Source organism: Sulfitobacter sp. BSw21498 (genome assembly GCF_006064855.1).
Taxonomy (GTDB): domain Bacteria; phylum Pseudomonadota; class Alphaproteobacteria; order Rhodobacterales; family Rhodobacteraceae; genus Sulfitobacter.
The window spans coordinates 1,059,890-1,074,402 of sequence record NZ_CP040753.1; the positions used below are offsets into that span (position 1 = coordinate 1,059,890).

Annotated in this window: 10 protein-coding genes, 2 tRNA genes and 2 pseudogenes; 9 read left to right on the top strand and 5 right to left on the bottom strand. The window is 56.7% G+C overall.

The genetic code is table 11. From position 1 onward, the window contains the following. The first annotated feature begins 55 nt into the window (after window positions 1-55). Window positions 56-129 (top strand) — tRNA-Gly (locus tag E5180_RS05155). Window positions 130-201: 72 nt separating this feature from the next. Here E5180_RS05155 and E5180_RS05160 read toward each other — a convergent pair. The 3 genes from E5180_RS05160 to E5180_RS05170 all read right to left on the bottom strand — a co-directional run bounded on the left by E5180_RS05160 (window position 202) and on the right by E5180_RS05170 (window position 3,382). Then, the gene (locus tag E5180_RS05160) at window positions 202-909 is read right to left on the bottom strand and encodes an extensin-like domain-containing protein (protein ID WP_171048899.1); all 708 of its coding nucleotides are present in this window, start codon (window positions 907-909) and stop codon (window positions 202-204) included. A 95-nt stretch (window positions 910-1,004) separates the two neighbouring features. Further along, window positions 1,005-1,955, bottom strand: a complete 951-nt coding sequence (locus E5180_RS05165; RefSeq protein WP_138923457.1) for a L,D-transpeptidase family protein — start codon at window positions 1,953-1,955, stop codon at window positions 1,005-1,007. Window positions 1,956-2,053: 98 nt separating this feature from the next. Further along, entirely contained in the window at window positions 2,054-3,382 is a 1,329-nt protein-coding gene (locus tag E5180_RS05170) for an ATP-binding protein (protein ID WP_138923458.1), read from the bottom strand. A 45-nt stretch (window positions 3,383-3,427) separates the two neighbouring features. Here E5180_RS05170 and E5180_RS05175 point away from each other — a divergent pair, with 45 nt between their 5' ends. Both E5180_RS05175 and E5180_RS05180 read left to right on the top strand, forming a co-directional pair. Continuing rightward, window positions 3,428-4,339: an MBL fold metallo-hydrolase gene (locus tag E5180_RS05175; RefSeq protein WP_138923459.1), complete on the top strand. Its 912-nt coding sequence runs from the start codon at window positions 3,428-3,430 to the stop codon at window positions 4,337-4,339. Between the two features lie 81 nt (window positions 4,340-4,420). Further along, window positions 4,421-4,495: transfer RNA gene (locus E5180_RS05180), tRNA-Asn, on the top strand. Between the two features lie 1,225 nt (window positions 4,496-5,720). On the opposite strand, the gene E5180_RS05185 is transcribed toward E5180_RS05180, so the two are convergent. Then, window positions 5,721-6,092: an SHOCT domain-containing protein gene (locus tag E5180_RS05185; protein WP_206338727.1), complete on the bottom strand. Its 372-nt coding sequence runs from the start codon at window positions 6,090-6,092 to the stop codon at window positions 5,721-5,723. A 240-nt stretch (window positions 6,093-6,332) separates the two neighbouring features. Here E5180_RS05185 and E5180_RS05190 point away from each other — a divergent pair, with 240 nt between their 5' ends. The 3 genes from E5180_RS05190 (at window position 6,333) to E5180_RS05200 (ending at window position 9,959) form a co-directional block, all read left to right on the top strand. Then, on the top strand, window positions 6,333-6,719 hold the full coding sequence (locus E5180_RS05190) for a DUF302 domain-containing protein (protein WP_138923460.1): 387 nt from the start codon (window positions 6,333-6,335) through the stop codon (window positions 6,717-6,719). Between the two features lies 1 nt (window position 6,720). Beyond that, window positions 6,721-7,392, top strand: coding sequence for a TVP38/TMEM64 family protein (locus tag E5180_RS05195; protein WP_138923461.1), 672 nt, complete (start codon window positions 6,721-6,723; stop codon window positions 7,390-7,392). A gap of 233 nt (window positions 7,393-7,625) precedes the next feature. Continuing rightward, window positions 7,626-9,959 (top strand): heavy metal translocating P-type ATPase, encoded by a 2,334-nt coding sequence (locus E5180_RS05200; RefSeq protein WP_138923462.1) that lies wholly within the window; start codon window positions 7,626-7,628, stop codon window positions 9,957-9,959. Between the two features lie 58 nt (window positions 9,960-10,017). Here the strand turns inward: E5180_RS05200 and E5180_RS05205 are convergent. After that, a pseudogene (locus tag E5180_RS05205) lies at window positions 10,018-11,293 on the bottom strand (IS3 family transposase). 72 nt (window positions 11,294-11,365) lie between these two features. On the opposite strand from E5180_RS05205, the pseudogene E5180_RS05210 reads away from it, so the two are divergent. From E5180_RS05210 to E5180_RS05220, 3 genes and pseudogenes are all read left to right on the top strand, one after another. Beyond that, a pseudogene (locus E5180_RS05210) lies at window positions 11,366-11,617 on the top strand (IS30 family transposase); the annotation flags it as partial. A gap of 432 nt (window positions 11,618-12,049) precedes the next feature. Next, window positions 12,050-13,165, top strand: a complete 1,116-nt coding sequence (locus E5180_RS05215) for a zinc-binding dehydrogenase (RefSeq protein ID WP_254700531.1) — start codon at window positions 12,050-12,052, stop codon at window positions 13,163-13,165. A 589-nt stretch (window positions 13,166-13,754) separates the two neighbouring features. Then, the gene (locus tag E5180_RS05220; protein ID WP_138923463.1) at window positions 13,755-14,507 is read left to right on the top strand and encodes a hypothetical protein; all 753 of its coding nucleotides are present in this window, start codon (window positions 13,755-13,757) and stop codon (window positions 14,505-14,507) included. The last annotated feature ends 6 nt before the right edge of the window (window positions 14,508-14,513 follow it).

Consider the following 14,513-nt stretch of genomic DNA (forward strand, 5'->3'; position numbering starts at 1 on the left):
GGCAAAAACCCCGCTTGACGCACCCGCCACATCGGATTAAGTCACCTCACGGCGCGCGGGTATGGTGAAAAGGTATCACGGCAGCTTCCCAAGCTTTAGTTACGAGTTCGATTCTCGTTACCCGCTCCAGGTCTTCCATTCAGTTTTGGTTATTCAGACAAGGTGTTTCGGCGCTGAATTTAGCACAGTTTTGGGCGATGCTTACTCTATCGCGCCACCTCCCTGTTCGCACAGGCGGTACCCCCGCGACCGTTCAATCACATCAAGATGCAAGTGGTCCGCATGCGAAGCGTTCGATCCCGGCCCCAGCACGGTCGAAAAATCCAGACAGGCTGACGCCCTTACAGCATCTTGGAACGCCTCGGCCATAGTGCCCTGCGCCTCGCGCGGCTCGACTGCGATGGGGGGACCCTCCGCGAAGGTGAACCCCATAACGTCAAACGCATTCCCGAAAGCATGCTCTGACAATTTCCCATCGGGTGCATTGTTGCGGCGTCGGCAAATGTAGCCGGACCCGTTTTGGATGGACATCAAAGCGCCACGGTCGGTCATGCGCCGCGCAGCGGGAAGAACGAAATCTCGGGTCCATGTCGCCAGCGCATTGACAGCAGGGCAGCGCATGGTGGCGGCGGGGGTAATTTCCACGCCCGGCGCAATCTCGCTCACGGTCAAGGGGCGTAATATGCCGCAATCGGTATCGTCGGTCGGAACGATGGGTGCCGCTTCGCTATAGGTGACCCCAAGCCCCTCTAGGTTTGCAAGACATGTGGCATAATCCGGATCGTTAAGCCGCAAGGTATCGCGCATTCCTTTGCCTCGTGGCTGGGAAATCGCGGGGTGGATGGACCCTTCATCGGGCGTTTCGACCTCAGTTTCAGCTTCCGCGCCTGCATCCGCATCGATCTGCACCGTTGGGCGGGGAACAGGACGGGCTGAACTGTCAGCTCCCGCAGCCAAAACGGCTGCCGGTTCCAACAGACAGAGGACAAAAACCGCAGCCCGCATCAATCGACAAACACGACTTCAACGCCTTCGCTGACCATATGGGCCAATTCCTCGACGTCCCAATTTGTGAACCGCACGCAACCGTGGCTTTCAGCGGTGAACAACGACGCCGGCGTGTCCGTGCCGTGCAGACCATAGGTTGGCTTGGACAGGTCAATCCAGACCGACCCCACCGGACCGTTAGGACCTGGCGGCAGTGTCAGCTGTTCCTTGACGCCATCGGCGACAAAATTGACATCCGGATTGTAGCTATAGGTGGGATCAATTGCCACGGCTTCGACGGTCATATTGCCGCTGGGGGACGGGGTTTCATCCGACCCGATGGCTACGGGGTAATTGGTCATCATGTGACCGTCTGCTGCGTAAACAACAGCGCGGCGTTCGGATTTTCGGATCTCGATCCGCGCGACTTCGCCTTCCATCTTTGGCCCCACATCGGCCACGGTCAGCGTTTCACCTGCGGTAAAACGCGCGCCGGGGTTCAGCGACTTCAAGAAATCCTCGTCCATATGAAAGCGCTCGGCAAGACGTTCGGACACGCTGGTATAGCCCAGCTTTTCCATCTTGGCCTTCTCGGCCACGTGTTCGGGAATGGAAGCGGTGAGGTCGCTGGTGTCCTCTTCGGTCACCGTGTATTGCATCAGCACGGAGGGCGCTGCGTCACCGCCAAGGGCCGACCACACTTCGGAATCCAACAATCCGTCGATCACAAAGCCTTCGCGCGCTTCAAAGCCGCGCAACGCGCTCTCGCTCATCGCGCCCTTATATCCATCGATGATCCCCGGAGAGATCCCGGCGCGGTCCAAAAGAACCTGCAAAACAACGGTGAGGCTGGATTGACCGTCAGTCAATGCCCCCCCCTGATACGTGGTGGACGCGATTTCATCAGGGTTGACGGCAAAGGCGGGAGACGCCAGCAAAAACGGAAGGGCTGCAGTAACAATACGCATCAACATAATCCTCATTAATTTGAGTACCAACGCGCAAGGGTGTGTTTGGTTCAAGGTATCGAGAAAATGTTCGAATATGATGAACTCGGCTGTCCCCCTTATCGGGCGACGATAATATCGGCGCGCAGACCGCCAAGACTGTCCGAAGACCCCAAGCGCAGCATTCCACCATGAGCGCGGGCGATGTCCGTCGCGATGGCGAGGCCCAGCCCAACACCGCCGCTACCACTGTTTTGATTGCGTGCAGGATCAAGTCGAGAGAACGGTCGCACGGCTTCAATACGAAGGTCTTCGGGGATGCCTGGTCCGTCATCCTCGACCCTGATCCGTAACGTCTTGTCCGTCAGCAGCACCGACACCTCGGCCCGCGCGCCATACCGCACCGCATTCGAAATCAGATTATCCACTGCCCGCAAAATCGCCATCCGGCGCAGACGGACAGTGCCCGTCCCGTCCCCCTCGGGCGGCAGCAAGGTCACGTTGCGCCCCGCACGCTGCGCGTCTTCTACCGCGGTTTGCATCAGCGCGTGGGGGTCCAGCGCTTCGGCCTCGCCCTCGGCTGTGCCTTTTGCGAAATCCAGAAACGCGTCCAGCATCCCCTGCATATCGTTGACATCTTGCAACAGCGGCTCTGCATCGTCATCGTCTATCATCGCCAGCCCAAGCCGCATCCGGGTGAGCGGCGTGCGCAAGTCATGACTGACGCCCGACAACATCAAGGTCCGCTGTTCGATCTGCCGCTCGATCCGCGCGCGCATATCGACAAAAGCAGCCCCCGCCGCGCGCACTTCGACCGCTCCGGTGGGCGTATATGGCACATGTCGCCCCCGTCCAAAGGCTTCGGCTGCGCGGGCCAGACGTTTGATCGGGCGCAGCTGGTTGCGCAGATAAACGAACGAAATCAACGTCATCAAAAAGCCGAAGCTAAAGGTATACACAAACAGCTGATGGGGGTTTGACGCTGAAATACGGCGGCGTTCAAATTGGATATCCAGCGGGCCGAACCGTGACCGGGTATAAAGATGCACCCCCCCTGGTTGGGTCAAGTCGAGGCTCAAAAACGACGGCAGCTTACTCTCGAACCGCGCCACCATCACCCGGCCGGAATAGTCATACCATTTCATCCGGTTGCGCGACGGAATCTCGGCGGCGGAAACTGGGGCAACGCGCATTTCGAGCACCGCGAGCTGATTTTGCACAGCGGCTGCAACGGCATCGGCTGTGGGGGCTGCCTCTACCAGCTGCATGACCAAGGCGACCTCGCGCAGGACCGTATCGGTCATCTGGTTGGTGACCCCCTCATAGTTCCGCTGCGCGAAGATAACGGTCATCACCAGTTGCAAGATCACCACCGGCAACAGCAAGATCAGGGCAGCACGCCCATAGATGCCGCGGGGCATATAACGTTTGAGCCAGACAAAGAACATGAGATAGACCTTAGCCAGCCCCCTGCCCCAGTGAAAGGCAAAACCATGCTGCCCCCAGACGACTTTGACCCCGCCATCGGACCTGCCGAAACGCTAGAGCCAGGTTTGCGCCGCATTGTGGCCGACAACCCCTCGCCCATGACCTATCGCGGGACCAATACCTATCTGCTAGGAACCCGCGGCATCGCGGTGATTGATCCCGGGCCCGCCTCGCAGTCCCATCTGCAGGCGATCCTTGATGCGATCGGGCCCGACCAGCACATCAGCCATATCATTGTGACCCACACCCATCTTGACCACTCGCCGCTGGCACGAGACCTTGCCCGCGTATGTGCCGCACCAATCCTTGCATTCGGGGATGCTTTCGCCGGTCGGTCCGACGTGATGCAGCAACTGGCCGCCGCATCAGACATCGGCGGTGGCGAAGGCATCGATGCGGAGTTCATCCCCGACCAGCTTCTCCGCCACGGAGAGACCATCGCCGGTGACGATTGGGAAGTGCAGGTGATTCATACACCCGGACATATCGGCAACCATATTAGCCTGCGGTGGGGCGACGCCTGTTTCACCGCAGACCACGTTATGGGCTGGGCCAGTTCGCTTGTGTCGCCCCCGGATGGGGATCTGACCGACTTTATGGCGTCCTGCGCGGAACTGCAGCAAACCCGCTGGCGGGTGTTCTACCCTGGCCACGGTGCCCCGGTGACAGACCCTGCCGCGCGACTGGATTGGTTGGTCTCGCATCGGCTTTCCCGCGAGGCAGATATCGTGCGTGCCCTAGAACACGGCCCCGCCACTGCTGCGGCGCTCGCCGCCGAAATCTACACCGAAACCCCGCCTGCATTGTTGGGTGCCGCGACCCGCAACGTCCTTGCACATCTGATTGACCTTACAGGAAAAAACAAGATTGCGCCCCTAGGTCCGCTTTGCGCCACGGCCTCATTTCGGAGGGTTTAAAACTCTTTTGAAAAAATCTGGAAAAAAGTGACAAATCCCTCTGGACGCCGTAAATTACCATAGCTATACGGTGCAGACCGTTCCGACGTAGCTCAGCGGTAGAGCAGTTGACTGTTAATCAATTGGTCGTAGGTTCGATCCCTACCGTCGGAGCCAATTTTCCCATAGTTTGCAATATCTTAGCATTAGCCGCTTTTAGCGGGACTATCGGGTATTGGCCCGTGGGGAACGCTTGGGGAACTACCAACGCTTGGGTAATCACCGCTAATGCATAGCCAAGCATCAACATGCATAGTTAAAAGAGCAGCCAAGGATCACGCTGTCGTGTTCCAATCCATTTGAAATGAGTTAACCTTCCCTATGGGCATGTCTGTGACCTCACAGGCCTTTGAATGCTAGTCAAAATAGGAACAACGGGGATAACCCCTGTTTTTCAAATCGGATTCGGCAGACCCCCAGCGCTTCCACGAGGTCGGTATGCATAAGGATCGTTTTCGCGCAGCGCTCTCGATTTGGCACTTGAACAAACAGTCAGGCGGCGGCTTCTAGTGCTAGCTCCTTAGGACTAAACTAGCGTTCGACCCACCAGCATAAATTAGGGTATCGGCCCTAAGGAGACATTAACCGATCCCTGCTGCGCGGCACCGCAGCTTCCCCGAACCGGACATTGGTAATGGAGCGCAGCATTTTGGCGCGGCGGATGACGGCAATGCGGACATTCCTGCCGTTCGCTGCGTTAGCTTGGTTTCCGCTGCGGCTGCGAAGGCCGCCGTTAGAACGGCGGAAACCAGACCTTCGCTGCGTCTGCAAACTAAATTGTATAACATGAAGAAAGCGGACGCTCGGGGCTGCGGCGCAGTTTTTGCGATTTGCAGACGCAGCTAACTGCGGCAATGAGCCTAAACTGACCACGTGAGGAGCGCAGGCCTTCGCATTTGCAGCATAAGCTGGTCCGGCAAGAACGGCCCGAAGCCGACATTCAGACCTGGCTCCGATGCCGCACGGCGGCTTCCCGAGACCGGCCATTCATGTATCGTGCAGCATTATCGATTGGTGAAAGTCAGCTGTGCGGACAAAATGTGAGTTCGCAGCGCTAGCGCTAATGGACTTTCCTCGGATGGCGGCTCGTTTCAGTTCGGCGAAGGGCTCCTCCACCAGTGAATGGCTGAACAACTGATGGGTTGTAACGTCACTCGACATGCAAACAAGTCTTAGATTTTGTTCTTCCTCGAACATTCTCGAAATTTGGTGGTCAAACTGAACCTTTCCAGCGGAGTATTAGCTGTTGCGCCAAGACTCAACCGCAGGCTGACACCCTGCTTTCAAGTTTCACGCGGAGCCGCGGTTTTGCCTATTGCGACAAAACCGGGCGCGTCGTGGATCAGTCAGTAAGTAGCTTCTTGCGCTCGGTAAACTCGGTCGAGTCGATCTCACCTGTGGCATAACGTTCCTTGAGAACCGACAGGGCTCGGTCGTGCGCCGCATGACTTTTCGAACCGGGTCTGGTCGCGCCGGACAGACCCAGGAGGTATATGATCCCCGCAACGATCCCGACCACAATCAGAATCATAAAGATAGGCCCAACAATCATTCCAAACCCTCCCCACTGGTTGCCGCCCCACATCATGTCATGGCCATGATCGTAAAAGCCGTTTCGGCTCGGAATTTCTCCGACTTGTGCCATAGCCGACGTGGCTGCCACGCTGAATGCTGCCACTATACCCGGGACATATACCCTGTTCTTGAGTTCCATTTCATAGCTCCGTTCGATTAACAGCAACTCGGACGACCTGCTGAGCATCAAGCTATAAGCGAAGAATGGGGCTCGGGTTGTGATCTGGATCAATACAGTGCCAACAAAATGCTGTAGAACATTGCAGGATACCGATGCGCAATTCGCATTTCGAAAGAATCTAAAGCGATCAAATAAGTGCTTACATGGTGCCGGGTTCCCGGTTCTGCGTCTATCACGCCAATAAAGGAGTGCACGTTCGTGAGTTACACAATCAATCGCATGTTCAATGACAGCTCATTTGACGATATCGACGCCCGAACCCGAAGCGCCCTTGCGGACCATGGTTTTGGTATACTGACCGAAATCGATGTAAAGACGACGATGAAGAAGAAGCTTGATGTCGAGATGGCGTCCTATCGCATACTTGGTGCCTGCAACCCGAAAATGGCCTACTCTGCCATTGGGCTAGAGCCGCGGGTTGGCGCGATGCTGCCCTGCAACGTCATCCTACGCGAAGCAGAGGGCGGTGTTGAAGTTAGCGCCGTCGACCCGGTGGCGTCGATGCAGGCTATCGAAAACGCTGAACTGACTGCCATAGCGGGCGAGGTCCGTGAACTTCTAACGAAGGCAGTCGAGGCGATTTAAGGTGAGCCTGCGCGCCGGCATTATCGCAGCGCTGGCGATCCTTGGGGTCGCTCTGCTCGGTTTATGGCAGTTCGCGCCTTCGGTGTTCGTAAAGGCACGCGAGTTGATGGACGCCGAGCGTCTTAATATGCTGGTAGAACGCGCAGGTATGTGGGGTCCTGTGGTGATTATCACGCTGATGACTGTCGCGGTTGTGGCGAGCCCGATCCCGAGCGCCCCGATCGCACTGGCCGCGGGCGCTGCCTACGGGCATCTCTGGGGGACGGTACAGGTCGTAATCGGCGCCGAACTCGGGGCACTGATCGCTTTCGGCCTCGCGCGTGTTCTGGGGCAAGATGTCTTGCGGCGGGTGTTCGGTGATCGGGTTGATGCCGGTCTGCTCGGCTCGCAAACCGCTTTGACAATGACGGTGTTTGCGAGCCGCCTTATGCCATTCGTGTCTTTTGACATGATCAGTTACGCGGCAGGTCTCAGCCGCCTTCACCTCTGGCGCTTCGCGCTCGCGACACTGGCAGGCATCGTTCCGGCGAGCTTCTTGCTTGCCCATTTCGGTGGGGAGGCGGTCAGCGGTGACCTCGGGCGGGCGACATGGGCGGTGCTCGGGCTCGGTCTGGTCACCGGATTACCCCTGATCTGGATAGCGACCCGACGCAAAACCCCAAAGAAATCCTGATTGCGGACGCCTACAGGAAGACAGCATCACACTTTCCGGCGGGGTGGCCATGGGCACCAAAGTGATGATCGGCGCGGGCATCTTCGGGCTGTCGGGCCCTTTGCGGAACTCGCCGGGCGTTCCTCGCGCGTCGTCCTATCAGGGCATACGCTGCAGGCCACCATCAAAAATAACTTGAGCTTCCAGTCACTGGACGCGTGAAACTACAACAGACTCATAAAGGTTGCCACATCATGGACCACGATCATCATCACGCCGCGCCCGACATTCCGACGGGAGCCGAGACGGTAAAGGACCCGGTCTGCGGGATGACGGTCGCGGTCAAGCCCGATGGGCGCCACGCTGCGTTCGGAGACGAGACCTTCCATTTCTGCTCCGAGAAATGCCAGACGAAATTCAAAGAAGACCCGTGGTTCTATGCAACCGGCCGTAGCGCAGAGCGCCCAAAGGTGGCCCCTGCGGACGCGCTGTATACCTGCCCGATGCATCCTGAAATCATCCGCGACGCGCCCGGTGCCTGCCCGATCTGCGGCATGGCGCTGGAACCGATGGTTCCTTCGGATGAGCCCAGCGAGGAGCTGACCGACTTTACCCGCCGTATGTGGATCTCGGCTGGTGCAGCAGTGCCCCTGATCGTGCTGACCATGGGGGGGGTGGTCGGATTGCCGGTGCGCGACTGGATCGGGCATCAGATGGCCAGCTACCTTGAGTTTGTGCTGGCCACGCCCATCGTGCTCTGGGCAGCATTGCCGTTCTTCAAACGGGGGTGGGATTCGGTCGTGAACCGCTCGCCCAACATGTGGACACTCATCAGTCTTGGCGTTGGTGCGGCCTATCTCTATTCGATCTTTGCGACCTTCCTGCCGGGCCTCTTTCCGGAACAATATCGCATGGGCTATGGAGTCGGCACATATTTCGAAGCGGCGGTGGTGATCATAGCACTGGTATTTGTCGGCCAGGTGCTGGAACTGCGCGCGCGTGAACGCACAGGAGACGCGATCCGCGCGCTTCTCGATCTCGCGCCCAAGACCGCGCGGCGTATCTTGCCGGATGGAACTGAATACGACGCGCCGTTGGAAAACATTATGGAGGGCGACAAGTTGCGCGTGCGCCCCGGCGACGCGGTTCCGGTGGACGGGACAGTGATCGAAGGGCGGTCGTCGCTGGACGAAAGCATGCTCACAGGCGAGTCGATGCCCGTCGAGAAAGGCCCCGGCGATGCAGTGACCGGTGCCACAATCAACAAGAATGGCAGCCTCGTGATCGAAGCGGGAAAGGTCGGCGCTGATACCGTGCTGGCGCAGATTGTGACCATGGTATCGAACGCTCGGCGATCACGTGCCCCAATTCAGGGACTGGCGGATCGGGTCTCGGCCATTTTTGTGCCGACAGTCGTAGGTATCGCGATCTTTGCTTTCGTTGCGTGGATGATCTTTGGGCCCGAACCTGCACTGGTTTTTGCGATCGCATCAGCCGTCTCTGTCCTGATTATCGCATGCCCCTGCGCGCTTGGACTTGCCACACCAATCTCCATTACCACGGCTGCCGGACGAGGCGCGCAAGCGGGCGTATTGGTCAAGGATGCAGAGGCGCTGGAGCGCATGGCTGGTGTTGACACGCTGATCGTCGATAAGACCGGCACGCTGACGATGGGCAAGCCGAAGCTGACGGACACGCTGGTGCTGGGGGATATTTCCGAGGCAGACTTGCTGTCTTTGGCCGCGGCACTGGAACGCGGGTCTGAACATCCGCTGGCCGAAGCGATCGTTGAAGGGGCCGAAGCGGTCGGCGCAGCGCGGCAAGAGGCCACTGACTTCGAGGCCGTCACCGGCAAGGGTGTGCGCGGAAAGATTGGCGGACGCGCAGTCGCCCTCGGCAATGCCGCGATGATGCAGGAAATGAGCCTGGATACGACCGAGGCCGAAGCAAGCGCCGACGCCCTGCGCATTGAGGGCAAGACGGCGATGTTCATTGCGGTCGATGGGGCTCTTGCGGGCATCGTAGCCGTCGCTGACCCAATCAAGGACAGCACCGCGCAGGCAATCAAGGAACTGCATGCCCAAGGGTTGCGGGTGATCATGGCGACGGGCGACAACGAGCGCACGGCGCAGGCGGTCGCGGGCAAGCTCGGTATCGACGAGGTGCGCGCGGGTGTCCTGCCGGAAGACAAAAAGACTCTGATCGATACATTACGTCGTGAAGGCCACAAGATCGCGATGGCGGGCGACGGCGTGAACGACGCGCCCGCACTGGCCGCCGCCGACGTCGGTATCGCGATGGGCACGGGTGCAGATGTTGCGATGGAAAGTGCAGGCATTACCCTTCTGGGTGGCGACCTCATGGGCATCGTTCGCGCACGCAAACTTGCTCGCGCTACCCTGCGCAACATCAAGCAGAACCTATTTTTCGCCTTCGCATACAATACGCTTGGCGTGCCCATTGCGGCGGGATTGCTCTACCCCGTCACGGGCCTTTTACTTTCACCAATGATTGCGGCGGCAGCGATGAGCCTATCGTCCGTCTCGGTTATCAGCAACGCGCTGCGCCTCCGGCGAATTGACCTATAAAGGAAAACGGCTGTTCAAGGGTTCAAAAGTAGTGACCTGCCCCCCGAGGCTCCCTCATTCATAGTGAGAGTTTGCGGGTTTGGATTTCATATTCTTCATCGTCATTTTGGGCAAGCGCGTCGTGTGCGGTGCCCTCAAATTGCTCAAGCGCACGGCGCGCTTCAGCAGGTGCTTGGTTTCCGAGTGATGAGTGCGGTCTGACGTTGTTGTAATCGTATCGCCAGAGAGCCAGCTTGCGGCGAGCATCATCCAAGGTGTCGAAGATCTCCTCGTTGAGCAGCTCGTCGCGCAGGCTGCCGTTGAAGCTTTCGATGAAGGCATTCTGCTGCGGTTTGCCCGGATCGATATAATGCCAATCAACATCGTTATCGCCAGCCCACTTCAGGATCGCACGACTGGTGAACTCTGTGCCGTTATCACTGACGATACAGGCAGGCTTTCCATAAACGCGCACAAGCGCATCTAACTCGCGTGCCACCCTCGCACCTGAGATGCTGGTATCGGCCATCAGGCACAGGTTCTCACGGCAGCAGTCGTCATTCACTGCCAGCATGCGGAACTTGCGCCCCTCTCATGGTTTGTAAACAAACCACTGCCGGGCAGCGGATGCGCCGAACGTATCAGACACAAAATCCAACGACCAACGCTCGCCTGGGCGCAAAGCCACAGGCATAGGTGTCCGCGATCCACGCGCACGTTTACGGCCTCTGCGCCGCCTGACACCCAGCTTTTCCTCGGTGTAGAGACGATACAGCTTCTTGTGGTTCATAATCATGCCTTTGCGTTCCAACAGCACGCCAATCCGGCGATAGCCGAACCGACGCCGTTTGTTGGCAATCGCCTTCATCTCTTCGCGAACTTCAGGATTATCCGGCGGCTTGTCGCGCCGAACGGTCTTGGGATCGACACCCGTTGCCCTCTCACACATGCTCGCATGTGTGAGAGGGACCAGCCTGCACGCACGACGTTGCGAGATATCATGATCCCGCATCGCCTTGCGTGCTACAGCCCGTCGCACATTCGGTGTCGTCAGCTCTTTCCCAGCAAATCCTTCAGAACAACGTTATCGAGCATCGTATCGGCCAGCAGACGCTTCAGCTTCGCGTTCTCATCTTCCAGCGATTTAAGCCGGTGGGTGTCTGACACGTTCACTCTCGGGACATTGCTGCGCAATACCCTGCCGTGCAACGCATGCCGCCATACTTGGCTTTGAGCTTGTAAAACGACGCCGGGCTCAGGCCATGCCTACGACACACCTCTGCCGTCGGCATCCCAGCTTCCTGTTCTTTGATCATCCCGATTATTTGGGCTTCGGTAAATCGGCTCTGTCGCATTTGTTTGCTCCTTCAAAGGTTGAGCAAACTCTACATTAAACTGAGGGAAGTTTCGGGGGGCAGGTCACCGGCCATCGAAAGTTCACCATGGCGACAAAGATCGACGCCTATTTTTGTGATCCTCAGTCACCTTGGCAAAGAGGGAGTAATGAAAACACCAATCGACTTCTTCGCCAATACTTCCCGAAAGGCGTTGATATATCGGGCTTTAGTCAGGCCGAGCTGAGCGCCGTGGCCCGCCTGCTCAACGAGAGACCTCGAAAGACCTCGCAATATCAAACCCCCGCAGAGAAATTTGAAACGTGTCTTGCGGCGGTCCGTTGAAACCACGGCGCTGACCGACGCTTAACTTGATAGAATGCTGCACAATGAATAAATGGCCGCAATGACGAGCCGCACTGCAGCATCTTGAAGTCATGGCCAAGGTCCGCAAAGGGCCACCCATGTCAGGATGATTTTGCCGCAAACGCAAAATGCTGCGGTAGGGCATTTGGTAAACGGGCTCAAACCGGACTTTGGCTGCGCGCAACCGACGTGGGGCATAACATGATCGTTTTGGCACCACGCTACTATCTTGTTCAAAGCTTTCTCTGCACTTGTTGTATCGCGATATGCATTGTGTCCTGCATGCTCCTAAGCCTTCAAGCTGTGGGTCGCTTAGTATACACCTATCTCGTGACTATACGGTTTGGGGGTGACATTAGGTCATGATAGCACTCCCGAGACCCTAACTTGATCGATTAAAATGGAGACCTGATGATGACGACTACTGGAAAACAGTTGTTCACGACGCTCGAGGCTGACGGCACGCTGACCGTCGCGGTTGAAGATGTGACCTTTGACGCTCCCACCGGCAATCAGGTTCTGGTCAAAATGGAAGCTGCGCCGATCAACCCGTCAGACCTTGCCATTCTGGTCGGCGGAGCAGACGTCGAAAACGCCGAATATACGCAAGGCAAGTTTGTTGCCAAGATACCAGAGGCCGCAAACGCTGGATCAAAGGCGCGCCACGGAATGAAGCTGCCCGCTGGGAACGAAGGGGCCGGCACCGTAGTTGAAGCTGGTGAAAGCGACGCGGCGCAGGCACTTGTCGGGCAGCGCGTATCTTGCGTGCCAGGCAACGCCTACAGTCAATATTGCCTCGCTGATGCCTCCATGTGCCTGCCTCTGGGCGATCATTCCGCCGAAGACGGGGCAAGTGCTTTCGTTAACCCGATGACTGCACTTGGATTTGTCGAAAACGCCAAAGCCGATGGACAGGACGCCATTCTCCATACGGTGGGTGCGTCAAACCTTGGGCAGATGCTGACGCGTATCTGTAAAGAGGACGGACTTGGGCTGGTAAACATCGTGCGCAAGGATGAACAGGTTAACCTGCTGAAGGAGCTCGGGGCGACGCATGTTGTCAATTCATCGGACGATAGCTTTATGGATCGACTGAGCCATGCCATCCGTGAAACCGGTGCGTTCTACGGCTTTGACCCTGTTGGTGGGGGCAAGCATGTTGATATGTCATTCAAGGCGATGGAACGGGTCGCAATCGAGCAGATGACCGAATACTCTCGCTATGGCTCCAACCAACAGAAACGAATGTTCATTTATGGTCGCCTTGATACAAGCCCAACACTGCTGACGCCGTCCTACGGGTTTGGCTGGACGCTGTCGGGTTGGCTTTTGTTCCCCTTTTTGCAGTCCGTCGGGCAGGAAACTATGGGTCGTATGCGGCAGCGTGTACGCGACAATCTTACCACCACTTTTGCCAGCACCTACAAATCACGCGTTTCATTGGAAGGCATGCTGAAGAAGGATGCCGTTATGGACTACCGCGCCATGAAAACAGGCGAAAAATACCTCGTGACGCCCTGGTCGTAACGCATATCGGAGCGGCGCGGCTCATCAAGGGCAGCGCCTGCTTTTCCAAGTTGCCTACTGCGGCGCAGCTTATCTGACGTCAGCACCCTCGGGACAGATTTGAGGATTTGAATAAGGAAGGATTTCGTTCATCTTATCGATTAGGTGATCGGGATGACAAAGAAATCCCAGACGTCGAAAGACGCTGCCGAGAAGGTGGTCAAAAGTATCCGCCGTAAGACCCGGCAGTCAATTCAGTGCAAAAAGGCAGCAACGGGTAAAACAGCGCGTCGAGCCTTTCAGCCCTTCCTCCAAGAGGTCTTCTCTACTTCAACGGAAACTATGCGTCCGCAGCGAACGGCAGGAAGGTCTGCAGAGCCGCCGCTCGCCTTCCGATTTTACGTTGGTTTGGTTTGAAAACGCAGCGAAGGTCTCCTTCGAGCCCAAGTTGCATGCTTTTTGCTTCGCAGCGAATGTCGGCTGTCAGGAGACGGTCAAAAACCTTCAACGAGGTCTTGGGTTTTAAACGGGATTTTTGGTAGCCTCCTATGAGGGCATTTCCGACCGTTCCAAAAACGAGCGTTTGTGGAGAACTGAAGGGTAAGAAATTTTGTTAGAACTGATACGCAGCGTATTTGAGAGCACTGAGCAGCTCGCGGTATGGGGCGCTTTAACTGGGTCCATAGGCACGGTGACCGGTGCACTAAGCCTTTATCTCAGATTCAGGCAACAGAAGCGCGACCAAGTAAAACTCAAGTGTGAGGTGAATTTTGACCACGAGTTTCACCATGGCTCTAATCCCAGAAAAAAGTACAAAATAGTCGTTCGCTCGATAGGTCGCCGTCCTGTTACTATAGATCATGCCCAGTACAGATTAGGACCATTAGCGTTTCCTGAAAAACTTCAGCGTTGGGCCAAATGGCGTAAGGGGGAATGGGTAAGAAATGTCGAACCAAAAACTAAATCATCTCTCATTGAAGGTACGAAAATAGAGATTCCCATCGACGCTGAGAGCATTAGCTTTGAACACGTCTACAAAGTGAAGATAGTTGATCAAACAGGACGATTTTGGCCGGTATCATGGCCAAGCCGCAAAAAGATCCAAACAATCACCCACTACAAAGAACTAGATAATCTTGCTGAGGAAAACACTCGGCAGAAGGTCACTCTTCACGGATTTGAGTTCCAAAAGAAATTTAAGCTCGCAATCCACTGGAATCCTGAAACGGGCAAGAAAACTCCGATGAAGGGACGTTCATTTGAGTTTAGTTCACACAAGCAATACACAGACAAAGTCAGCGTTCTTAAACAAGAAAAAATACCTATTTTCTTAAAAACTGGGACATCTGATTTCGACTCCTAACAGTAG